Raw genomic sequence first — 21,324 nt, forward strand, 5'->3', positions numbered from 1 at the left:
TTGCCTCACAGGGGTTGTGGGCGTTCGTCGTGGCACAGGGTGCGGGTCATCCGATCCCGCCGGTCAACCCACGAACGGTCTGCATTTCACCCGCACGATACGGCCGCCCGTCGGGTAGCAGCAGATCGTGAAACCACAGCTTCGGTGGCGCCGTGTATGGGTGGTCCCACGAATCCCAGGGAAAATAGGTCTGGGTCTTCCCGGCGACGAGCCCCCAATTGAACGCACCGACGTTGTGTCGCTTGGCGATCGGCAGAATCGTCTCGATGGTGCTGCCCTGGGACCGGGCCATGTATTCGGTGCAGATGATCGGCCGTCCCAGCGGCGCCAGCTCGTTGATCTTCGACTCGAACTCGGCCGGTTTGCCGTAGTTGTGGAACGTGATCACGTCGGCGTTGTCGAGCTGAATCCCGCTGATGGTGCTACGGGTGCCGGGGTCTCCCCAAGAGCCTTGCCAGACGCCACTTGTCAACGGCTGCGCGGGATCGACCGCACGGGCCCAGCGAAACACTTGCGGCAGCAAGTCGGTGACGAGTTGCAGCTTGTCGTTGCGCTCGACCTTGCGGTACTCCTTGGCGGGATTGTCGGGTTCGTTCCACAGATCCCATCCCAGCACTCGGTCGTCATTGCGGAACTGCCGCAATACTCCCGTGACGTAGTCCTGCATCACCGGGATGTAGCGCGGGTCGCCTAGCCGCTCGGCACCCGGGCTTTGCACCCATCCGGAGTTGTGCACCCCGCGCACCGGCGGGTGCTGCGGACCGGACTTGGGCAGCGGATCCCAACACGAATCGAACAGTACGAACAGCGGCTTGATGTTGTGCCGGGAGGCGATGCCGACGAACTGGGCGAGACGGCTCTGAAAGCCCTGGCGATCCTGGGCCCACAGTTGATCGTGGAGGAAAACCCGCATGGTGTTGAAACCCATGGTGCGGGCGACATTCAATTCACTGTCGATGCGTTGGGCGTCAAACGTTCCCGCCTGAAACATCTCCAGCTGGTTGATGGCGGTCGACGGGACGTAGTTTGCGCCGACCAGCCAGCCCTGCGCCTGATACCAGGTCTTGGCGCGGTCCGGCGACCACCGTCCCGCTTGTGCGACAGCGCGGGGTGCGTGGGCCAAGGCCGCACCCGCTGCGAGCATCAGCGGCAACTTCATGGCCGTGCGGCGGTTCACGACGTGACACTAATTTTCGCTGTTCCTGCAACCGGTTTGCCACGCCGTTGGCAATGACGCGAGGTTGGGAATCGTTATCTTCCCGTGACCCGGGGCTAGCGCAGTCTGCGGCCCTGGTTGTCCTTCACGCTGCCGGTGAACATCATGATCGCGTCCACGACGGCCCACACGGCGCTGCCGAGCAAAACGGGAAATCCGAGGAAGCAGAACAAACTGAAGACCAGTCCAACCAGGCCCAGCAACAGTTGCGCCACCGCGATCTGTGTCGAGTCGATGTAGAACCGACCGATGCCGAACACGCCGAAGAACAGTTGCAAGAGCCCTGCCGTGGTGCTCGATTTGTCCGACAGCGGGACGCCCGTGGCGGGATCACGCCCGAACGGTGCATGCGGAGCGGCGGGGTAGCCCGGGTAGCCGGCATATCCGGGATAGGGCTGTGACGGAGGGTATCCGGGCGGCGGCGGATACCCCGGGTACCCCGGATATCCCGAGGGCGGTGCTGGCGGCGGGTGCTGGGGCGGTTGGTAGCCGGGCGGCTGCCAACCCTCGGGAGGCGGTCCGGGTGGGTTCGGCGTCGACATTGGCTGAGTGACTCTCCCATCGCGGATGCAGCGAATTACTGGACGTTGCTGTCCCTGTCGCCAGCAATACTCTGGCACAAATTTGCGTGCCGCGGTCGGCGAAGTCTCTTCTAACTTCCGCCCCGACGGGGCAATACTAACGAGGTGTCCGATCGCAACGTGCTGGGCGGCCCGCTGCAACCATGCGGGAGCGAGCCCCTCACCGGCTATTACCGAGACGGTTGTTGCTCGAGTGGGGCCGAGGATGTCGGCCGCCACACCATCTGTGCGGTGATGACGACGGAATTCTTGGAGCATCAGCGTTCCATCGGCAACGACCTATTGACGCCCGTGCCGGAGTATCGATTTCCGGGTCTGCTGCCCGGTGACCGTTGGTGCGTCACCGCCCTGAACTGGCTTCGGGCCCACCAGGATGGTTGTGCGGCCCCGGTGGTGTTGGCCTCCACCCATGAACGCACCCTCGAGGTGGTGCCGCTGGAGGTGTTGCGGGAGCACGAGGTTGACGTTCCCGACGATCTAGCCAACTTGTAAGGCTTGCGATCTGCGATTCGACCATTCGACACCCGTCGAGGAGGCGGTCACATGAGCGCTGCGGGTTCCGACATCGCAGACCTGGATTTCGACGACCTGACCTCGCCGCGGCTGACCGACATCCAGCGCCAGATCCTGGAATTCACCGAGGCCAGGCCGGTGTACTTCGATATCGACCGGATGCTCGCGCAGGCCGTCGAGCAGGCCGGTGCCGAAGACCTGGACGACACCGACGGCTTCGGGGACCGCTTGCGAGCGCACGTCGCCGCGATCGAAGCCGACGACGGGCTGCGCCAGCTCACGCGGTCGACCTTGCGGCAACGGGTGGTCCGCCTGCTCCGAAATCGGTTGTCGCTGACCGAGCTGATCAAGCGCTACCCCGAGATCGAGTCGATCACGATCGAGAACCCGTTCATCGTGGTCGGCATGCCACGGTCGGGCACCACCCATCTGGTGAATCTCATCGCCGCCGACCCGCGCCGCCGCGCGCTGCCGTACTGGGAGAGTCAGGAGCCCATACCGGCGCCCGGCGAAGGCCCGGACATCGACGGCATCGACCCGCGATATGCCCGCGCCAAGGCCGAGCATGATGCGCTGATGGTCAGCGCCCCGGTCGTGGCCGCGATGCACGATCGCTTCCCCGAGGCCATCGAGGAAGAGGTCGAACTTCTCGACCTCGACCTGGCCGGCTACGTCTTGGAATGGCATGCGCGCGTGCCGGATTGGCGCGACTACTATCTGGCACTCGACCAGACCCGGCACTACGGCTACCTGAAGAAGGTGCTGCAGGCCCTCACCTTTCTCCGCGGACCGCAAACGTGGATCCTCAAGAGTCCCCAGCACTGCGAGCAACTGGGTGCGCTGATGGCGACCTTCCCCGACGCCACCGTCGCCTTCACCCACCGCGATCCGGTCGCGGTCGTGCAGTCGGCGATCACGATGATGGCCTACTCCGATCGATTGCGCCGCACCAGCATCGACCCGCAGTGGCTGCTCGACTACTGGACCGACCGGGTGCACCGGCTGCTGCGCGCGTGTGTCCGCGACCGCGACCTAATCGGTCCCGAGCGCAGCATCGATATCAACTTCCAGCAACTCAACGGCAACGCAATGCCGGTGCTCGACGAGCTCTACCGGCGCGGCGGGGTTGAGCTGACGCCTAAGGTGCGAAGCCGATTTCAGCAGTATTTGGACGGCAATCCGCGCGGTAAGCACGGGCGGGTCCGCTACGACCTGCAGCGGCATTTCGGCGTGTCGGCCGGTGAACTGCGCGCTCGGTTCGGGTTTTATTTCGACCGGTTCGACGTCCACCCCGAATGAAGGAGACAACAGCGATGTTCGAGCCGGTATACCGCAGCAGGCCGGGCGCCGACGCGCTGCAACCCGCGGCCGCCGAACGGGCCGCGCAGATCGCCCCGGGACTGTGGTGCTCACCGGGACTGTCCAATTCGTACCTGCTGACCACCGGCGACGGCCGCGTCATCGTCAACACGGGGATGGGTTTCGAGGGGCCGGTGCACCGGGCCAACTTCGATGCCGTCGACTCCTCGCCGGTGCGCTACATCATCTTCACTCAGGGCCACGTTGATCACGTCGGCGGGGTAGACAGCATCCGCGACCCGGACACCATTGTTGTCGCCCAGGCCAATTGGACGACATGGCGCGACGACAACGAACGCCTCATCCCCTACCGGGCGAACCGCAGCGCGTTCGCGTTCAAAGACAAACTGGCGACCGGAATTCAAGCAATTCAGCGCCGTCTAGGCACCAGAATGCTTGCTGCCCAAAGCGTTCCGAGCGTCGATCTCGCCTTCGACGACGCCCTCGTCCTCGAGGTCGGCGGCCGACGACTGGAGCTGCTTTCGGTCCCCGGCGGCGAGACCACCGACTCGCTGGTCGTCTGGCTGCCCGAGGAGCGAATCTGCCTATGTGGAAACACTTTCGGTCCAATATTCGGGCACATTCCCAATTTGGTCACAATCCGCGGCGACCGCTACCGCGACGCCCTGACCGCGATCACATCGGTGGAACGGGTGCGCGACCTGCGGCCAGAACTACTGGTGACCGGCCACTTCGCGCCGATCGCCGGCGCCGACCGCATCCACGCCGAACTGACCCGGTTACGCGACGCTATCGAATACATACACGACCAGACGGTGGCCGGGATGAACGCCGGCAAAGACGTGCAGACCCTGATGCGCGAGATCGCTCTGCCCGCGGAATACGAAGTGGGCCAGGGGTATGGCAAGGTCTCCTGGGATGTGCGGGCCATCTGGGAGAACTACTCGGGCTGGTTCCACCATCGGTCGACCACCGAGCTCTATCCGGTCGGTTTCGACGCCGTTGGGGCCGACGTGGTGCAGCTCGCCGGTGCGGATGCCTTGGTGGATCGGGCGCGGACGCACCTCGGCGAGCATCGACCGCTGCATGCCATCCACCTTGCCGAACTCGTGGCCAGCGTGCAGGCCGACCATCCGGGCGCGCGCGAAGTGTTGCGGGCAGCCCACCAGGACCTGCTGGCCGGCAGCACTAACTTTTGGGAAACCGCTTGGCTACGTAGCTATCTGGATCAGCAGACAGCGAGGACCGCATGACCCTTCGAGCCGAAGACCTCTACCATACCGGCATCGTCGTCCCCGACCTCGGCGCCGCGATGGCGAGGCTGACCGCGTTGGCCGGCTACCAGTGGATCACCCCGCTCAGCTACACGTTGCCCTTCCGCACCACGGCGGGCGTTCGCGACCTGACCTCGACGATCGTCTACTCGGTCCAAAGTCCGCACTTGGAATTGGTTCAGGAGGTACCAGGTACGCCGTGGGCGGCGGTACCGGGCAATGCCGTGCACCATGTCGGCTACTTCACCGACGACCTGGCCGACACCGCACGCCAGTTGGAAACCAACGGCTTTACCTTCGAAATGACCGGCGAGGTACCTGGAGCCGAATTCGGGATGTTTGCCTACTACCTCGACCCGGTGGGCACCCGCATCGAGATCGTCGACCGCGCGCTGTTTCCCGACTTCGCCGCCTTCGTCGCATCCATGACGGCACCCGGTGCGGGCGGGACCTGACGTGCTGACGGTGCTGCGCTTCAACTTCGCTTCGCCGCACGGGGATCCGCGCACCCAGAGCACGCTGCTGTCCGCTGCCCTCGAGTTGGCGCAATGGGGCGAGTCGCACGGCATCACGTCGGTGAGCGTGGACGAGCACCACGCCACCGGCCATGGCTGGAGCTGCAACCCGATCATGGCGGCGGCAATGTTTTTGGCGCGCACGTCCACCATGATTGCGAGCGTGGATTGCGCGCTGGGGCCGTTGTGGAATCCGGTCCGGCTCGCCGAAGATATCGCGCTGGTCGACAACATGAGCCGCGGCCGGCTGCACACGACAGTCGGGCTTGGCTACCGAACTGTCGAGTATGACGCCTTGGGAATGGATTTCGGCAGCCGCGGCGAGCTGATGGACAGTCTGCTCGAGCGGATGCTGTCCGTCTGGTCGGGCGAGTCGGACACGGCGATCTGTCCCGGCACCTGGAGCCGGCCGCACCCGCCGCTATATGTCGGTGGCGGGGTGCGGGCCACGGCGCGACGCGCCGCCCGGTTCGGATTGCCGCTCAGCCTGGCCGACCATTTGCCCGACATCGCCGACTACTACCGTGAGCTGTGTTCAGCTGCCGGTATCAAACCCCTGGTGCTGATGCCGGGACCGCTCAATCGCGGAATGATCTATTTGCACGAAGACCCCGACCGGGCCTGGGCCGAGCTGGGGGAGCACATCCTGTGGGAGGCAGTTACTTACGGGCAGTGGTCGTCGGATCAGCGTTCGCTGATGCACCTGCCCGGGGTGCACACGCTGGACGAGGTCCGAGGGTCCGGACGCTACCGGTTCCTCACGCCGGACCAGCTCATCAGCGAAATCCGAGACAGCGACGAGTACGGACCGCTCGTGCTGCATCCCCTGGTCGGCGGTATGCCCGTCGACGAGGCCTGGAAATCGGTGCAGCTGCTGACCGACGCCGTTCTGCCCGCGCTGCGGTGACGGCTGGCTCCCAATCGTCCGGTTGAGCCCGCGGTGATCGGGTACCGCAACGAGATCTGACGGGAATGAGGGAATCCAATGAGATCTGATGCGGTGAAGAGGGCAAGCGCCGTTCTCGGCGGCACGGTGGTGCTGAGTCTGGCGGTCGCCTGCGGTAGCGGTGGCTCGTCGCTGGGAGCGCCCCCACCGACCTCATCGACGCCGACTTCGCCTGGCACACCCGGGCCGGTCACGTCGGTGGTGCCGGCACCCGGCCAATACCCGACGGACGGGTCGGGAACCGGTGGCGGTACAGCGGGCGGCGGTGCCGCCGGGGGCTGAGTTCAGGGCACTGCTGTCGCGTACAACCACTGGTCCCACAGCGGGCGTAGCGATTCGTCCGAGTAGTTCGCCGCCAGGCCGGTGAAGTCGTCGGTGACGGCGGTGCCGTGGCGGTGCCGCGTGGTCCAATCCTTCAGTAACGCAACGAAGTTGTCGCTGCCGAGCCGGTTGCGCAGTGCGTGCAGGGTCAGGGCGCCGCGCTTGTAGACCCGATCGTCGAACATATCCCGGGCTCCGGGGTCGGTCAGCAACAGGTCCTGGGGCTGGGTGCGCAACTGTGCGTGGTGCCACTCGGCGAGTTCGTGGGCGCTGGGTCCGCCGCTGTGCTCCGACCACAGCCACTCCGCGTAGCAGGCGAACCCTTCGTGCAGCCAGATGTCGCGCCATTGTCCGGCGGTCACCGAGTTGCCGAACCACTGGTGCGCCAGTTCGTGGGCGATCAGCCGCTCGCTGGCCCGAGTGCCGTCGCAATGATTTGCGCCGAAGATTGAAATACCTTGCGCTTCAACGGGTATCTCCAGCGCGTCGTCGGTGACGACGACCGTGTAGCCGCTGCCCAGCGGATACGGGCCAAACAGGTCGATGAACAACCGCATCATCTCCGGCTGACGGGCGAAGTCGTGGTCGAAGTTTTCCCGCAGGCGGGCGGGCAGCGCGGCGTCGATCGGCACCGGGGTACGCGCCAGCCGGTGCACGTCGTAGCTGCCGATTTGCAACGTGATCAGGTAGGTCGACGTGGGCTCGCGCTGTTCGTAGGTCCACACGGTTCGCGACGAGCGGGCCCGCCGGGATAGTAGTTGCCCGTTGGCGATGACCCGATACCGACTTTCGGTGCTGACCTGGATGTTAAACGCGGCTTTGGCGCTGGGATGGTCGTTGCAGGGAAACCAGGACGCGGCGCCGTTGGGCTGTCCGGCCACCAGTGCGCCCTCCGTCAGCTCCTCGAAACCGACGTTGCCCCACAGGGACCGGATCGGACGAGGTGAACCGCCGTAGCGCACCACGATCGACAGGGCGGCGCCGATGGGCACCGTCGAATCAAGGCGGATACGCAATTTCGCTGCCCGGCAGGAGAAGTGGTCGATCCGTCTGCCGTTCACCGACACCTTGGACACCGTCAACGCGTTGGACAGGTCGAGGGTAAGCTGCTGCAGTTCGGTCAGCGCGACGGCGGTAATCGTGGCTACCCCGGACAGCCGGTTCACGGCGACCCGGTAGTCCAGGTCAAGCTCGTAGCGTGACACCTGGTAACCGGAGTTGCCGTTCTTCGGCAGGTACTCGTCGAGCACCTCGGGCGGCGCCGCCTTCTTGGCCGAGGCCTTCACGCCGCGGTGTCCTGCACGCCACCCCGGGCGGCGTTCTTGCGGGCCTTCTTGCGGCGAGGAGTCCATGGCTTGATCGGATTACCTTGCCAGCGCGTCGATCCCGGGACCTCGTCACCGCGCACGACGAGCGAGGCCGGTCCGACGGTCGCACCGGCGCCGATCCGGGCGGCCGGCAGCGCCACGCCGTGCGGGCCCAGCGTAGCGCCGGATTCGAGCACCACGGTGTCCATCCGCATGATGCGGTCGTGGAACAGGTGAGTCTGCACGACGCAGCCGCGGCCGATGGTGGCCCCCGTACCCAGGGTGACGAGGTCCGCCTCGGGGAGCCAATAGGTTTCACACCACACGCCGCGGCCGATGTGGGCCCCCAGGGCGCGTAACCACACGTTCAGCATCGGCGTTGCGCTGGCTGCCCGCGCGAACCACGGGGCGGCCACGGTTTCTACGAACGTGTCGGCGACCTCGTTGCGCCATACGAACGACGACCACAGCGGGAATTCGCCGGCCCGGATCCGGCCGACGAGAAGCCACTTCGCGGCGACCGTGATCACTCCGGCGATCACGCCCGCCGCCAGCATCACCAGCCCACCACCCAGTGCGGCCCACCAGATGCCGAATATCCTTGCCAGCGCCTGCAATCCGCCCAGCACCGCAAGCCCGATCCCGGCGGACACGATCACCGGTACCAACCGCAGCGTTTCCACCAGCGCCCGCATCGTCTTAAGCCGTTGCGGCGGATCGTAGGTGGTCACCTCATCGGTATCGGCGGGGCGCCGGCGCAGCCGCATCGGCGGGCTGCCCAGCCAGGACGACCCACGCTTGGCTTTCGGCGGCGCCGCCGACAGCACCGCGACCAATCCGTCGTCGGGGACCCGACGGCCCGGCTGGGTGATGCCGGAGTTGCCGAGGAACGCGCGCCGGCCGACCGTCGTCGGCGCCGCATGGATCCAGCCACCTCCGAGCTCGTAGGACGCGACCATGGTGTCGTCGGCCAAGAAGGCGCCGTCCTCGATCGTGGTGAACTTCGGCGTGGCCAACACGGTCGAAATCTCGGTGCCCCGACCAACTTTGGCGCCTAAGAGCCGCAGCCACACTGGGGTCAGCAGGCTGGCGTATAGCGGGAATAGGTAGGTTCGCGCGGCATCCATCAGCCGCTCGGTGGCCCATAGCTGCCACCCGGGGCGGCTGCGCACCGGGTGATAGCCCTCGCGCAGTCCAAGCGACAGCGTCCGCACCCCCAGCATCGTCAGCAAGGCGTAGACCAGCAGCGCGCTCAACGCCGCCAACGGCGTCCAGGCCAGTGCCGGAGCCACGGCTTGTGACAACCGGTGGGTATGCCGGACGCCGAACCCGATGACCGCGATGCCGGACCCGATCGCCAGCAGCGGCAGGGCTGCTAACACCAGTGACGTCAGTCCGTACACGGCGGCCCAGGATGTGCCGCGCGGCGGCCGCTCATCCGGCCACGGATGGTTGACCCGCCCGGCCTTCACCGCGGGCGAACCCTTCCAGTACTGGCCGTTCTTGATCTTGTCCAGCACGCCCGCGCCCGGGGCCACATCGGCATTCTTGCCGACGACCGCGCCCGGCAGCAGCGTCGATCGTGCGCCGATCGTCGCGTCGTTGCCGATGGTGATCTCACCGAGGTGAAAGGCGTCCCCGTCGATCCAATGACCGCACAGGTCGACCTCGGGTTCGACCGCGCTGCGATGGCCCATGGTGAGCAGACCCGTCACGGGCGGCGGGGAATGCAGATCGACTCCCTTGCCGATGCGGGCGCCGAGCGCGCGGGCGTAGTACACCAGCCACGGTGCACCCGACAGGTTGTGGGCCCCGGTGGCCTCGGCGAGCCGTTCGGCGAACCAGATCCGCAGATGCACCGACCCGCCGCGGCGGTAGGTGCCCGGCCGCAGCTTCCACAACAACAACCGCGCGCACAGCGCCGTGATCGCCATCCGGCCCACCGGCGTGACGAAGACCGCGAACGCCGCCGCGATCAGCCACCAGTTCACCGCGACGGTCCAGGGCACCACGTGCAGTGCGCGGGCGACGTTGTTGCCCAATGCGAGCCACGTCAGCCAGGGCAGCGCCGACAACGTCGCCAGCGGCAGGGCCAGCGCGGCCTGCGCGAGTTGGGTCACCACCGGGGTCGGCCGCACCGCACGCTCGGCCACCGGCGGTGGCGGCTCGAGCTCGTCGAGAAATCCAGCGAGCGAGCCCAGCCGCGGATGGTCGTAGAGATCAGCGACGGTCACCTCCGGGTACTGCCGGCGCAGCGCGGCGACGAGCTGCGCCGCGGTCAGCGATCCACCACCAAGCGCGAAGAAGTCGGCCTCCGGAGTGTCGACTTGCCCGGTTTCGAAGGCCCCGAGCAAGTCCCGCCACAGCCCGGCGAGCCATCCGGCGGTGCCGCTCAAATCGGCCGAATCCTCGGATTGATCGACCGGCGGCGGCCAGGGCAGCGCGTCGCGGTCGACCTTGCCCGAGGTGCGGGTCGGCAGTTCCGGGACCCGTACCAGCCGCGGTACCAGGGCGGCCGGCAGTTGCGTGGCGAGCCGGACCCGCGCCTCGTGGAGATCGAACGACGGGTCGGGGCTCACGACGTAGCCGACCAGCAGCGGCGCGCCGGCTGTGGTGTGCCGCACCGCGGCGGCTCCGCCACTGACACCGGGCAGATGCACCAGGGCCGTGTCGATCTCACCCAATTCGATCCGTCGACCCCCGACCTTGACCTGGTCGTCGCTGCGGCCACAGAAATACAGCCCGTCGCGCTCCAGCCGAACCAAATCGCCACTGCGGTAAGCGCGCGACCATCCCAGCGACGGCATCGGCGCGTACTTCTCGGCGTCGCGATCCTTATCCAGGTATCGGGCCAGGCCGACACCCCCGATCACCAGCTCGCCGACATCGCCGTAGGCGACCGGCAGTGTGTCGGGGTCGACGACCGCCAGATCCCAGCCCGGCAGCGGCAGCCCGATGCTGATCGGCCCGCTGCCACCGAGCTTTGCCGCGCACGCGACCACGGTGGCCTCGGTCGGGCCGTAGGTGTTCCATACCTCCCGGCCGTCGACCGCAAGCCGCTCGACCAGCTCCGGGGGGCAGGCCTCACCGCCGAAGATCAACAGCCGCACGGCTTCCAGCGCCTCGCTGGGCCACAATGCCGCCAGTGCCGGCACGGTCGACACGACGGTCACGTCGCGAGTGACTAGCCAGGGACCCAGGTCCATCCCGCTGCGCACCAGCGAGCGCGGGGCGGGGACCAGGCACGCGCCGTGCCGCCACGCCAGCCACATTTCCTCACAGGAGGCGTCGAACGCCACCGAAAGCCCGGCGAGGACTCGATCTCCGGGACCAATGGGGTTGTCTTGCAGGAATATTCGTGCCTCTGCATCGACGAACGCCGCGGCGCTGCGGTGCGTGACGGCCACGCCCTTCGGTGTGCCGGTCGACCCGGACGTGAAGATGATCCAGGCGTCGTCGCGCGCCAGAGGCGCGGTGGCCCGCCAGCCGCGTGACGAGCCGACACCGCGCAGCAGGCCCGCTTCGGTGATGACGCCCACGACGCCAGCCTCGCCGAACACCAACTCGGCGCGTTCGTCGGGGTCGTCGGCGTCGACCGGGACGTAAGCCGCGCCGGTGGCCAGCGTCGACAAGATCGCCACGTATAGGGCGTAGCTGCCTGACGGCATCCGGATGCCGATCCGGTCACCCCGGCCGATGCCGCGGGCGGCCAGCCATTCCACGCTCGCCTCGATGTCGCCGATCAGTTCGCTGTAGGTGAGCTGGACGGTGCCATCGTCGATGGCGGTGGCATCCGGGTAACGCGCCGCGGTCTCGTAAAGGATGTCGATCAGGGTGCGCGGGCTCGGCGCGGCGGCGGACAGCGTGTACTGCGCCGGCACTCGTGCGGGGATGGGAGGCCCAGGGGGTAAAGCCACCCCACGAAAATACTCACCATCCGGCGCCACGCCGGCGATCGTGCGCGGCGTGTGGAGGCCGGGCCGTGTCCGAGGCGGTGCCGCGCGGCCGAGTCCCGCCGTGGGTGTGTCGAGTGTGGGGGATATGCACTCATTTCCCCACGGTTTCGTCCTTAGGCCCCACACTCGCGGAGCGAGGCCGGGCTCAGGCGGTGCGGCGTTGCTCGAGCCAGTCGGCGAGCGAGCGCCCCGCGTCCAGCACATGGCGCTCGGCGATCGCGCGGGCCCGCTCGGCGTCCTTGGCGCCGAGTGCGTCGAGCAGATCCTGGTGTTCGTCGAGCGAATGCTTCTCGTGGTCGGGAAACAGCGTGAGGAAATTGCTCGGCACCACCCGGGCGGCCTGCCTGATCTGGGTCATCAGCCGCGGCGAGTGCGCCGCACGGTGGATCTTCTGATGGAAGTGCCAGTTGGCTTCGCCGATGCTGTCGTCGCCGGAGCGTGCCGCTACGTCGGCGGCCAATTCCCGCAGCATGTCCAGCTCGCCGGGCTCGATGCGTTCGGCGGCCCAGGCGGCGGCCTGTCCGGTCAGCACGCCGAGGATGGTGAAACTGTCCATCACATCGGTGGGGCTGATGCCGAGCACGGTGACGCCGCTGCGGGGCGCGACCCGGACCAAGCCTTCGAACGACAGTTCCAACAGCGCCTCCCGGACCGGGGTGCGGCTGGTGGCGAACTCCGCGGTAATGGCGTCGAGGTCGACCCGGGCACCGGCAGGCAGCGCGCCGGTCAGGATGCGATCCCGCAGTTCGCGGGCGGCGCGCTCGCGCACAGTGCCGGAGATGTCGGGGGTCGAGGTCATCCGCGGATAATACCAAATGAAAGATGTAAGGTTTGATATCTGAAATATCAGATGTTAGATTTCGAACATGGTTGATCGACGGCACGACAAGATGTCCCTTGTTGCGTTCATGCAGGCGGGCAGCACCTCGGTGTATGCCGGCTCGTGGCGCCACCCCGCGGCCGAGCACGGCTACCTCGACGCTTCCTACTACGCCAAGATCGGTCGCCAGCTAGAAGAGGGCTGTTTCGACCTGATGTTCTTCGACGACCGGCTCGCCATGCCCGGTGTGTACGGCGGGTCGGTCGCCGAGGCCGTGTCCTACGGTGCCCGCCCGGTCAAGCTAGACCTCGGGCTGGTGCTCGGCGTGCTCGCGCAGGCCACTTCGCATATCGGCCTCGGTGCGACCTACTCGACGACCTACTACGCGCCGTTCCATGTCGCCCGGACCTTCGCCACCCTCGACCACCTCTCCGGCGGTCGGGCCGCCTGGAACGTGGTCACCTCCGTCAACGACAGCGAGGCGCAGAACTTCGGCGTCGACACGCATCTGGGTCACGACGAGCGATACGACCGCGCCGACGAATTCCTGGACGTCGTGACCGGCCTCTGGGACAGCTGGGAGGACGACGCGATCCTGCACGACCGTACGACGGGCCACTACGCCGACCCGAACAAGGTGCACGAGCTCGGACACGTCGGGCACTACTTCTCCGCGCGCGGCCCGCTGACCGTGCCGCGCACCCCACAGGGCCGCCCGGTCATCATCCAGGCCGGGTCGTCGGGCCGCGGACGCGAATTCGCCTCGCGCTGGGCGGAATTGATTTTCACTGGCGATCCGGGCATCGAAGTCGCCCGCAACCATTATGCCGACCAGAAGCAACGCATCGCCGAAGCCGGGCGTGATGCGGGCGCGGTGCGGATTTGCCCGATGGCCTACGCTGTGGTGGGCGAATCCGAGGCCCACGCCAAGGACCGCGAAGCACTGTTCCTCAACGATCTGGTTCACCCCATGGCATCACTGACACTGCTGTCGGAGTTGATGAATTACGACTTCGCACAACATGATCTGGATGAACCCGTCACCGACGAGTTGATCGACTCGGTGTCCGGAATCCGGGGTCTGGTGCAGAGCCTGCGGGCCCACATTTCTTCTGGGAGCGGGGGCCGCCCTGTGACCGTGCGCGATCTGGCCGGCCACCGCGCGACGTTGCTGCAGGGTCCCCGCTTCGTCGGCACCGGCGAGCAGGTCGCTGATGAAATGGCGGACTGGTTCGAAAGCGGAGCCTGCGACGGCTTCGTCCTGGCGGCGACGCATCTACCCGGCGCCTTCGAAGACGTGGTCCGGATGGTGGTTCCGCAGCTGCAACGGCGCAGTCTGTTCCGCACCGAATACGAATCTTCGACGCTGCGGGGACACCTTGGGCTGCAACGCCCCGCGAATACTCGGGTTGGCGCCGGTGCACATGCTTGACGGCGTGCGGGTGCTCGACCTCGCCACCTTGGCGGCCGCCCCGCTGGTTGCGACCTACCTCGGCGAGTTCGGCGCCGACGTGATCAAGGTTGAGGACCCCCGACACGGTGATCCGATCCGCGGCTGGGGCAATCAGCGCGAGGACGTCGGACTGATGTGGAAATCCTTGTCCCGCAACAAGCGGGCCATCACCCTCGACTTACGCTGCGCTGAGGGGCAGGCGTTGGTGCGACGGCTGGTCGAGCACGCCGACGTCGTCATCGTCAACACCCGACCGCAGACGTTGCGCAAGTGGGGGCTGGACTACGAAAACCTGCGTGCGGTCAACGACCGGATCGTGATGCTGCACATCACGGGCTACGGGCGGACTGGCCCGAAAAGCGAACGCCCCGGTTTCGGCACCCTGGGCGAGGCGATGAGCGGATTCGCCCACATCACCGGGCAGGCCGGCGGGCCGCCCACCTTGCCGCCGTTCATGTTGGCCGACGGCGTCGCGTCGTTGAACGCCACCTATGCGGTGCTCATGGCGCTCTACCACCGTGACGTCCACGGTGCCCCGGGTCAGCTGATTGACGTCAACCTGATCGACCCGCTGGCCCGGCTGCTGGAGCAGACGCTGCTGGGCTACGACCAACTGGGCTTGGTGCCTGAGCGTGCCGGAAACCGGTGGGACATCTCGGCTCCGCGCAACACCTACCGCACCGCGGACGGGCGGTGGCTAGCGATGTCGGGCAGCTCACCGGCACTGGCGCTGCGGGTGTTTCGCGCCATCGGCCGCGACGACATGCTCTCCGATCCCGACTTCGCCGACCCCCAGCGGCGGTTGGCACGCGCCCGCGAGGTCGACGACGTCGTGGCGGAATGGGTTGCTGGCAAGACACTTTCGGAGGCCATGGCGACGTTTGAGGCCCACGAGGTGGCCGCGGCACCGGTCTACGACATCCGCCATCTGGTCGCCGACGAACAGCTGCAGCATCGTCAGGTGTTCATCTCGGTCGCGGACGACCAGCTGGGGCACATGACCGTGCAGGCTCCGGTGCCGCGCTTCTCTGCCACGCCCGGCGCGGTCGATCACCTCGGCCCGGGCCTCGGCGAGCACAATGCCGAGGTGTACGGCGGGCTACTTGGCCTGACAACCGACGAGATTGACGATCTGCACGCCCGCGGCGTGTTGTGACAGAAAGCATTTCATGACCGGTCTGCTCCGCCGTTCCGAACTCGCGGTGCCCGCGAGCAACGACAACATGTTCGAAAAGGGCGCCCGGTGCGGCGCCGACCTGGTTTTCCTGGACCTCGAGGACGCGGTCGCTCCGGCGTTCAAACAGGAAGCGCGGGTGAAGGCCATCGCCGCGCTCAACGACATCGACTGGGGCCGCACCGCCCGCGCCATACGCATTAACGGCCTGGACACTCAGTGGTGCCACGACGATGTCGTCGATGTCGTGACCAAGGCCGGTGCGAACCTGGACACGATCATCGTCCCGAAAGCGAGGCGAGCGCGTGACGTGTGGTGGGTGGATGTACTGCTGACTCAACTGGAGTCGAAACTTGGTCTGTCCAACCGGATTCGGCTCGAAGTGCTCATCGAGGAAGTGGAGGGCCTGGCCAACGCGGAGGAGATCGCGGTGGCCAGCTCGCGACTGGATGCCTTGATCTTCGGGGTGGGCGACTTCTCGCTGTCGCAGGGGGCGCGGGTGGATACAAACTTCATGCCACTGGGCGAATATCCCGGCGACATTTGGGCTTACGCCCGCAACAAGGTGATCGTTGCGGCACGCATCGCGGGTATCGATGCGGTCGATGCTCCCTATCCCGACTACCGGGACCTTGCTGGCTACGAGCGTGACGCGCGGCGGGCCTCGCTGCTGGGCTACACCGGAAAGTGGGCGATTCACCCCGACCAGGTCCCGGTGGCCAACCGGGTCTACGCGCCGACGGCCGACGAGATCGCCCGCGCCGAAGCCAATGTCGCCGCCTATCGGGCGGCCGAGGCGCAGGGCCGCGGCGCGGTGGGGGTGAACGGTGTGCTGGTGGACGCCGCCCACGTCAAGCAGGCGCAGCAAACCTTGGCCCGTGCCGCGCTGATCAACGGGACTTAGCGCGCTTCTGATTGAAGCCGTCCGTGCCGGGGTAGTCCGATGAATGATCAATTCGACTGACGCCCAATAGAAAGGGACTCGGCATGATTATCCTCGGCATCATCCTCGCGATCATCGGCTATGTCGCCGGCATCGCGATTCTGGAAACGATCGGCGGCATCCTGGTGCTCGTCGGCGTGATCCTGTGGATCCTTGGAGCCGTCGGACGTCCGGTCGCCGGCCGCAAAGTCTGGTTTTAGGGTCCGCGTCGCCGCGCCGGGTGTGCTGTGACGGAGTTGGGTGTACGGCCAGCACGCCCTGGTCGCACACCACCGACCCGGCACGCCCACTCGGCGCCACCGGGCGTTGCTGATCATGCGGTGCCCGACGTAGGTTCGTGTGATGGCCAAGATCCTGTTCGTCGTCACCGGCACGAGCTACTGGACGCTCAAGGACGGCACCCGTCACCCAACTGGTTACTGGGCCGAGGAATTCGCGGCTCCCTACGACGCGTTCAGCAAAGCTGGCCACGAGATCGTGGTGGCCACTCCCGGCGGCACGGTGCCCTACGTCGACGTGATGAGCCTGCGTCCGTCAATGGCAGGCAGTGCCGAGATCGCCGAACAGCTCGAAACGATTCTTCGCTCCGCTGAGGAACTCCGACGGCCGATCCAGCTCGCCGCCGCGCGCCTGGACGACTACGACGCGGTGTACTACCCCGGCGGTCACGGGCCGATGGAAGACCTGTGGCGCGACGCCGACTCGGGTCGCTTGCTGATCGCCGCCCTGGCCTCGGGCAAGCCGTTGGCGATCGTCTGCCACGCGCCGGCCGCGATCCTGGCCACCCGCCGCGACGGTAAATCTCCGTTCGCCGGCTACCGGGTCACTGCCTTCACCAACGACGAAGAGGACGGTGTGGGACTCCGCGAGAAGGCACCGTGGACCGCCGAGGACGCGTTGGTCACGCTGGGTGTCGACTTCGTCAAGGGCGAAGTATGGAAGCCGTTCACGGTCGTCGACCGCAACCTGTACACCGGGCAGAACCCCGCATCGGCCGGTCCGCTGGCCGAAAAGTTGCTCACAGTGCTCGACTAGCCCTGCGGCGCAGTCGCATTCGGTCAGGCGAATTCACAGTCCAGTCAAATCAGGCCGGCCACCAAGTCGGGTAACTGTGCAACGTGCGGCCGCAGCAGCGCGTCGACCCGCCTGCACCGGCTCGGCTCCTTCTCGCAATGCCGAAATGAGCCCAGCGACGAACGCATCGCCGGCGCCGGTCGGGTCCACGACCTCGACGTCGGCGAACTCGAATAGCTCACGACCGCCCTGCCACGCCACGAGATCCCCGACCTCGGGAACCGCCAGCGCCACCAGATCCGGGCCACACCTCAACAACTGCTCGGCCAACGTCCTAGCCTGCCGCACCGTGGTGACTGCCTCATCCGCAAGCAGCGCGGCCTCGGTGGCGTCGGCACGGAGTACGTCGACCGCGGCGAGCAGATCGGCCTGAATACGGCGCGGCGGCGCGCCATCGGCGACCACCCGCGCACCTCGCTGCCGCGCTCGCCGGGCGGCCGCCAATGCGGTCTGGGCCGGCTGCTGCAACTGGATGGAAACAATGTCGGCGACGTCCAGCACCGGCGCGGCCCGGTTTAGGTCCTCGCTTCGCACCAGCGACTCCTGCGGTACGTGTTCGAGCAGCATCCGCTTCGCGGGTTGCCCGACGATGTCGATCAACAACGCGGTGATGCCCCGGCGTACCACACCGCTGACGTCGATGCCGTCGCGCTCGGCTTGGTGCAGTACCGCTGTGCCCGCCGCATCCTCGCCCACCACACCGACGAGCGCGACCGGTACACCGAGCTGGGCCAGACCGACGGCCTGGTTGGCGCCTTTACCGCCGAGCAACTCCTCGCGTCGCAGGATCTCGGTGGAGTCGCCCAGCGACGGCGGACCGTCGGTACGCAGTACCAGGTCACGCCCCACCTGACCGATCACCACAACGCTCATGGCACTACTGTGCCCGTCCGCAGCGCAGGGTACGCGTGATATTGCCTGAGCGAGAATGCTTTTCGTTTGCTGGATAGTGCTGCATGAACCTGTGCCAGCCGCTGTTTCGACATCACCTCAGCGGTAACACTTCCGACGACAGTCGACGCGGCAAAACAACGAGGAGGTGCCGATGCGCGCGGCGGTGCTGGAAGCAGTGGGGAAGGTACCCACGGTTAGGGACTTCGACGAGCCCGACGGTGATGTCGTCGAGGTCACTCTCGCCGGTTGCAATCCGGTCGACCTGATCTTGGCCTCGGGCGAAATGGGGCAGCCGGCAACGCCTTCGGTGGTCGGCAGGGAGGGCGTTGGCACCTCGAACGGAAAACGTGTGTATTTCAATGCGCCGCCGGACCCGTTCGGCTCATGGGCGCAGCGATGTCGCATCGACCCAGCCAAGACCTTTCCCGTGCCCGACGGGCTCGACGACGACACCGCGGTCGCCTGTGGCATCGCCGGCCTTGCCGCGTGGTTGCCGCTGACCCGGCATGCCGACGTGTCGCATGGCCAGACGGTTCTGATCCTCGGGGCGACCGGCGTGGTGGGACACATTGCCGTGCAGGCGGCCAAACTTCTGGGCGCCGGTCGCGTCGTCGGGGCCGGGCGCAACCGCGAGGCGTTGCAACGGGCCGGCGAACTGGGTGCCGACGCGACAGTGCAACTCGGTGGTGACGACGACGCCGGAGCGCTTCGTGCCGAAGCCGGCGCGGGGTATGACGTCGTGATCGACTTGGTCTACGGCAAGCCCTTTCTCGCCGCACTGGACGCCACCGCGAATGGAGCGACGCTGATCACCATCGGTGCGGGCGCGGGCTCCACGGCAGAGGTGCCGTTTCAGTCGCTGACTGGTCGCACCCACGTCGGCCATCTGAACGACGCTATGCCGGCCGACGTCATGCGCGCGGCGTACGACGAGATCACCGGCCACGCGGCCGACGGCCGGATCCGGGTCCAAACCCGTCACTACTCTCTCGAGCAGGCACCGCAGGCTTGGCGTGAACAGGCATCGGGGCCGCACATCAAACTCGCGGTGGCGCCGTGACCGACCGCGACCGACACCACCACACGATGCCTTTCGGGTGTCGCGGGCGCGCCGTACCGACGGGCTGCTACTAGCCATGGCGGTCAACACATTCGGTGTTGAGGACGAAGCACAGTAATCTATCTCGCTACTCCCAGTACGGGCTCTTGATCGCTTCCAGGGCTTCGGTGACATAACGGTCCAGGGGCCGTCGGTGCGCCGAGCGCCGTACCCACTGCTGGAACGCGAAGTCCGCGGCGCCGAAGGCAAGGTGGATCAGCAGGCCGGGACGCATGTCGCTGTCGGCATTGGTGCGCATCCGTTGGGCGACCAACTTGATCGCCCGTTCCTTGTCCGCGGTTGTGTGGATGGTTGCCTTGTCCAGCAGGTCGGGTGCGACGAGCAGGGCGGCCCGCCACTCCTCGCAGTCGGCGCGGTCGAAAGACCGGATCCGCGTGATGATCGCGTTGATCAGCGCAATGTCGGGCGACTCGGTGGCGGGACGCTTCTCCAGCAGGTTGACGATCGCGGCGCCACCGTGGCGCACTGGGCCCAGCAGCAACTCCTCCTTCGTCGGCACGTATCGGAAGAACGTGCGCGCGGAAACTCCTGCAGCCGTGGCGATCTCCTCCGTGGTCACGGTGTCGTAGCCACGTTCGACGAATAACCGGAACGCCGCGCGGCGGATGTCGGCGCGGACCTGCGCGCGCTGCCGATCCCGCAACGAGCCCTCGGTCACCGGAAGCAGCCGATCCCACCGTCGACGTGGATGGTCTGGCCGGTGATGAATGTCGCGTCACTACCGAGCAGGAACGCCACCAACGCCCCCACATCGGCGCGGACGTCGCCGATGCGCTTCATCGGGACCCGGCCTACCGCCTTGTCATACTCCTTGGGTGCGAACGACTTCCAGAACTTGACACCATCCGATTCGGCGAACGGGCAGATGACGTTGACGCGGATGTTGTCGCGGCCCCATTCCAGCGCGGCCACTTTCGACAGCCCGCGAATGCCTTCCTTGGCGGCGGCATACCCACCCCATTTCGGCTCGCCGCCGGTGCCCGTCCCCGAGCCAAGATTCACGATCGATCCGCCGCCGGCCTCGACCAGGTGCGGGTACACGGCTTGCATCAGCAAGAAGGTGGCCCGCGGACCCACGTCGTAACCGAGGGCCAGATCCTCGACGGTGATGTCGACGAACGCCTTGGGTTCGTTGGTGGCAATGGCATTGTTGACCAGGCCATGCACGGTGCCGAAGGCGTCGACCGCGGCGGCGGCGATGCGCGGGGCGCTGTCCGGATCGCGGAGATCGGCGACGAGCTTTTCCACCGGGCCGATCGCCGCGAGCTCGGCGGCGGTGGCGTCAAGAACCTGCTGCTGGATGTCGACCAGCAGCACGCCCGCACCGCGTTCGAGTAGCGCGGCCGCCACGCCTTTGCCGACGCCCTGCGCGGCGCCGGTCACGATCGCGACGTGTCCGCGCATCGAATCGGCGTGCCAGTAACTCATCTGTCCGGCCCGATCCGCAGCGGCACACCCCGATGCATCTCGTAAGTGCTGCGCGCTCCGTCGGGGAGCTCGATGAACTCCACCGGCGTCCCGTCCGGATCCTTGACGAAAAACATTCGGACACCGCCGATCTCGAAGGGATCCTGGTCGGGGGTGTAACCGGCCTGGATGATGCGGCGGTGGGTGGCGTCGAGATCGGTCACCGACAGCGACACGTTGTGGATGCCGGTGATGCTCGGGCGGGCGGGCTGCTGCTGCGGTGGGGCCGCGACGAGCGAGAGCAACTCGATCATCAACCCGCCCAGCAGCCCGCCGACCACCCGGCCCTCTTGCTTGCGGCTGGCGTGCAGTACGGCGTCGAAAGGCTGGCCAGAGATGAGGGATTCGAAGACAACCTCCATGCCGAGCAGATCCCGGTAGAACCGCAGCGCGCGGTCCATGTCGGTGACACCGATGACGAGATGACAGA

At 66.8% G+C, this 21,324-nt stretch carries 21 protein-coding genes; 12 read left to right on the forward strand and 9 right to left on the reverse strand.

From position 1 onward, the window contains the following. Nucleotides 1-46: 46 nt before the first annotated feature. Together G6N33_RS13205 and G6N33_RS13210 are read right to left on the reverse strand one after the other, a co-directional pair. The gene (locus tag G6N33_RS13205) at nucleotides 47-1,177 is read right to left on the reverse strand and encodes a cellulase family glycosylhydrolase (RefSeq protein WP_044508953.1); all 1,131 of its coding nucleotides are present in this window, start codon (nucleotides 1,175-1,177) and stop codon (nucleotides 47-49) included. A 95-nt stretch (nucleotides 1,178-1,272) separates the two neighbouring features. After that, the gene (locus G6N33_RS13210; protein ID WP_044508952.1) at nucleotides 1,273-1,758 is read right to left on the reverse strand and encodes a TM2 domain-containing protein; all 486 of its coding nucleotides are present in this window, start codon (nucleotides 1,756-1,758) and stop codon (nucleotides 1,273-1,275) included. A 144-nt stretch (nucleotides 1,759-1,902) separates the two neighbouring features. On the opposite strand from G6N33_RS13210, the gene G6N33_RS13215 reads away from it, so the two are divergent. The 6 genes from G6N33_RS13215 to G6N33_RS13240 all read left to right on the forward strand — a co-directional run bounded on the left by G6N33_RS13215 (nucleotide 1,903) and on the right by G6N33_RS13240 (nucleotide 6,647). Then, the gene (locus G6N33_RS13215) at nucleotides 1,903-2,289 is read left to right on the forward strand and encodes a DUF2237 family protein (protein ID WP_044508951.1); all 387 of its coding nucleotides are present in this window, start codon (nucleotides 1,903-1,905) and stop codon (nucleotides 2,287-2,289) included. Nucleotides 2,290-2,340: 51 nt separating this feature from the next. Continuing rightward, nucleotides 2,341-3,609, forward strand: a complete 1,269-nt coding sequence (locus tag G6N33_RS13220) for a sulfotransferase family protein (RefSeq protein WP_044508950.1) — start codon at nucleotides 2,341-2,343, stop codon at nucleotides 3,607-3,609. A 14-nt stretch (nucleotides 3,610-3,623) separates the two neighbouring features. Then, nucleotides 3,624-4,883, forward strand: coding sequence for an MBL fold metallo-hydrolase (locus G6N33_RS13225; RefSeq protein ID WP_044508949.1), 1,260 nt, complete (start codon nucleotides 3,624-3,626; stop codon nucleotides 4,881-4,883). Continuing rightward, nucleotides 4,880-5,359 (forward strand): VOC family protein, encoded by a 480-nt coding sequence (locus tag G6N33_RS13230; RefSeq protein WP_044508948.1) that lies wholly within the window; start codon nucleotides 4,880-4,882, stop codon nucleotides 5,357-5,359. The genes G6N33_RS13225 and G6N33_RS13230 overlap by 4 nt, the downstream gene beginning before the upstream one ends. After that, entirely contained in the window at nucleotides 5,343-6,326 is a 984-nt protein-coding gene (locus tag G6N33_RS13235) for an LLM class flavin-dependent oxidoreductase (RefSeq protein ID WP_231382509.1), read from the forward strand. The genes G6N33_RS13230 and G6N33_RS13235 overlap by 17 nt, the downstream gene beginning before the upstream one ends. 93 nt (nucleotides 6,327-6,419) lie before the next feature. After that, nucleotides 6,420-6,647 carry a hypothetical protein gene (locus tag G6N33_RS13240; protein ID WP_163771525.1) on the forward strand — a complete coding sequence of 76 codons (228 nt, stop codon included), beginning with the start codon at nucleotides 6,420-6,422 and terminating at the stop codon, nucleotides 6,645-6,647. Nucleotides 6,648-6,649: 2 nt separating this feature from the next. Here G6N33_RS13240 and G6N33_RS13245 read toward each other — a convergent pair whose 3' ends face one another. The 3 genes from G6N33_RS13245 to G6N33_RS13255 form a co-directional block, all read right to left on the reverse strand. Further along, nucleotides 6,650-7,972, reverse strand: a complete 1,323-nt coding sequence (locus G6N33_RS13245; RefSeq protein ID WP_044512541.1) for a M1 family metallopeptidase — start codon at nucleotides 7,970-7,972, stop codon at nucleotides 6,650-6,652. Continuing rightward, complete coding sequence (locus G6N33_RS13250) at nucleotides 7,969-11,910, reverse strand: Pls/PosA family non-ribosomal peptide synthetase (RefSeq protein ID WP_101528131.1); 3,942 nt, start codon at nucleotides 11,908-11,910, stop codon at nucleotides 7,969-7,971. Before G6N33_RS13250 ends, G6N33_RS13245 begins: the two co-directional genes overlap by 4 nt. A 184-nt stretch (nucleotides 11,911-12,094) precedes the next feature. After that, complete coding sequence (locus G6N33_RS13255; protein ID WP_044508947.1) at nucleotides 12,095-12,748, reverse strand: GntR family transcriptional regulator; 654 nt, start codon at nucleotides 12,746-12,748, stop codon at nucleotides 12,095-12,097. 67 nt (nucleotides 12,749-12,815) lie between these two features. On the opposite strand from G6N33_RS13255, the gene G6N33_RS13260 reads away from it, so the two are divergent. From G6N33_RS13260 to G6N33_RS13275, 5 genes are all read left to right on the forward strand, one after another. Continuing rightward, nucleotides 12,816-14,201 carry an LLM class flavin-dependent oxidoreductase gene (locus G6N33_RS13260; RefSeq protein ID WP_044508946.1) on the forward strand — a complete coding sequence of 462 codons (1,386 nt, stop codon included), beginning with the start codon at nucleotides 12,816-12,818 and terminating at the stop codon, nucleotides 14,199-14,201. Continuing rightward, on the forward strand, nucleotides 14,194-15,378 hold the full coding sequence (locus tag G6N33_RS13265; RefSeq protein ID WP_044512537.1) for a CaiB/BaiF CoA transferase family protein: 1,185 nt from the start codon (nucleotides 14,194-14,196) through the stop codon (nucleotides 15,376-15,378). Before G6N33_RS13260 ends, G6N33_RS13265 begins: the two co-directional genes overlap by 8 nt. A 13-nt stretch (nucleotides 15,379-15,391) precedes the next feature. Then, complete coding sequence (locus tag G6N33_RS13270; protein ID WP_044508945.1) at nucleotides 15,392-16,300, forward strand: HpcH/HpaI aldolase/citrate lyase family protein; 909 nt, start codon at nucleotides 15,392-15,394, stop codon at nucleotides 16,298-16,300. Nucleotides 16,301-16,383: 83 nt separating this feature from the next. After that, nucleotides 16,384-16,539 (forward strand): hypothetical protein, encoded by a 156-nt coding sequence (locus G6N33_RS27080; RefSeq protein WP_101528130.1) that lies wholly within the window; start codon nucleotides 16,384-16,386, stop codon nucleotides 16,537-16,539. A gap of 142 nt (nucleotides 16,540-16,681) precedes the next feature. Beyond that, on the forward strand, nucleotides 16,682-17,374 hold the full coding sequence (locus tag G6N33_RS13275; protein WP_179962688.1) for a type 1 glutamine amidotransferase domain-containing protein: 693 nt from the start codon (nucleotides 16,682-16,684) through the stop codon (nucleotides 17,372-17,374). A 33-nt stretch (nucleotides 17,375-17,407) separates the two neighbouring features. Here G6N33_RS13275 and G6N33_RS13280 read toward each other — a convergent pair whose 3' ends face one another. Continuing rightward, complete coding sequence (locus tag G6N33_RS13280) at nucleotides 17,408-18,286, reverse strand: PfkB family carbohydrate kinase (RefSeq protein WP_044508943.1); 879 nt, start codon at nucleotides 18,284-18,286, stop codon at nucleotides 17,408-17,410. A gap of 172 nt (nucleotides 18,287-18,458) precedes the next feature. Between G6N33_RS13280 and G6N33_RS13285 the strand changes: the two genes are divergently transcribed. Next, a complete protein-coding gene (locus G6N33_RS13285; protein ID WP_044508942.1) occupies nucleotides 18,459-19,367 on the forward strand; it encodes a quinone oxidoreductase family protein in 909 nt (302 codons plus the stop codon). A gap of 127 nt (nucleotides 19,368-19,494) precedes the next feature. On the opposite strand, the gene G6N33_RS13290 is transcribed toward G6N33_RS13285, so the two are convergent. From G6N33_RS13290 to G6N33_RS13300, 3 genes are read right to left on the reverse strand one after another with little or no spacing between them, the layout of a single operon-like run. Further along, nucleotides 19,495-20,085, reverse strand: coding sequence for a TetR family transcriptional regulator (locus G6N33_RS13290; protein ID WP_101528129.1), 591 nt, complete (start codon nucleotides 20,083-20,085; stop codon nucleotides 19,495-19,497). Continuing rightward, nucleotides 20,082-20,855, reverse strand: a complete 774-nt coding sequence (locus G6N33_RS13295; RefSeq protein WP_044508939.1) for an SDR family NAD(P)-dependent oxidoreductase — start codon at nucleotides 20,853-20,855, stop codon at nucleotides 20,082-20,084. The genes G6N33_RS13290 and G6N33_RS13295 overlap by 4 nt, the downstream gene beginning before the upstream one ends. Then, nucleotides 20,852-21,295 (reverse strand): VOC family protein, encoded by a 444-nt coding sequence (locus G6N33_RS13300; RefSeq protein ID WP_044512535.1) that lies wholly within the window; start codon nucleotides 21,293-21,295, stop codon nucleotides 20,852-20,854. The genes G6N33_RS13295 and G6N33_RS13300 overlap by 4 nt, the downstream gene beginning before the upstream one ends. Between the last annotated feature and the right edge of the window lie 29 nt (nucleotides 21,296-21,324).

Source organism: Mycobacterium simiae, assembly GCF_010727605.1.
GTDB lineage: Bacteria > Actinomycetota > Actinomycetes > Mycobacteriales > Mycobacteriaceae > Mycobacterium > Mycobacterium simiae.

Coding starts and splice junctions, on each gene's coding strand:
- G6N33_RS13210 (WP_044508952.1), bottom strand. CDS start 1,758: ATGTCGACGCCGAACCCACCCGGACCGCCTCCCGAGGGTTGGCAGCCG.
- G6N33_RS13220 (WP_044508950.1), top strand. CDS start 2,341: ATGAGCGCTGCGGGTTCCGACATCGCAGACCTGGATTTCGACGACCTG.
- G6N33_RS13225 (WP_044508949.1), top strand. CDS start 3,624: ATGTTCGAGCCGGTATACCGCAGCAGGCCGGGCGCCGACGCGCTGCAA.
- G6N33_RS13230 (WP_044508948.1), top strand. CDS start 4,880: ATGACCCTTCGAGCCGAAGACCTCTACCATACCGGCATCGTCGTCCCC.
- G6N33_RS13255 (WP_044508947.1), bottom strand. CDS start 12,748: ATGACCTCGACCCCCGACATCTCCGGCACTGTGCGCGAGCGCGCCGCC.
- G6N33_RS13260 (WP_044508946.1), top strand. CDS start 12,816: ATGGTTGATCGACGGCACGACAAGATGTCCCTTGTTGCGTTCATGCAG.
- G6N33_RS13265 (WP_044512537.1), top strand. CDS start 14,194: ATGCTTGACGGCGTGCGGGTGCTCGACCTCGCCACCTTGGCGGCCGCC.
- G6N33_RS13270 (WP_044508945.1), top strand. CDS start 15,392: ATGACCGGTCTGCTCCGCCGTTCCGAACTCGCGGTGCCCGCGAGCAAC.
- G6N33_RS27080 (WP_101528130.1), top strand. CDS start 16,384: ATGATTATCCTCGGCATCATCCTCGCGATCATCGGCTATGTCGCCGGC.
- G6N33_RS13275 (WP_179962688.1), top strand. CDS start 16,682: ATGGCCAAGATCCTGTTCGTCGTCACCGGCACGAGCTACTGGACGCTC.
- G6N33_RS13280 (WP_044508943.1), bottom strand. CDS start 18,286: ATGAGCGTTGTGGTGATCGGTCAGGTGGGGCGTGACCTGGTACTGCGT.
- G6N33_RS13285 (WP_044508942.1), top strand. CDS start 18,459: ATGCGCGCGGCGGTGCTGGAAGCAGTGGGGAAGGTACCCACGGTTAGG.
- G6N33_RS13295 (WP_044508939.1), bottom strand. CDS start 20,855: ATGAGTTACTGGCACGCCGATTCGATGCGCGGACACGTCGCGATCGTG.
- G6N33_RS13300 (WP_044512535.1), bottom strand. CDS start 21,295: ATGGACCGCGCGCTGCGGTTCTACCGGGATCTGCTCGGCATGGAGGTT.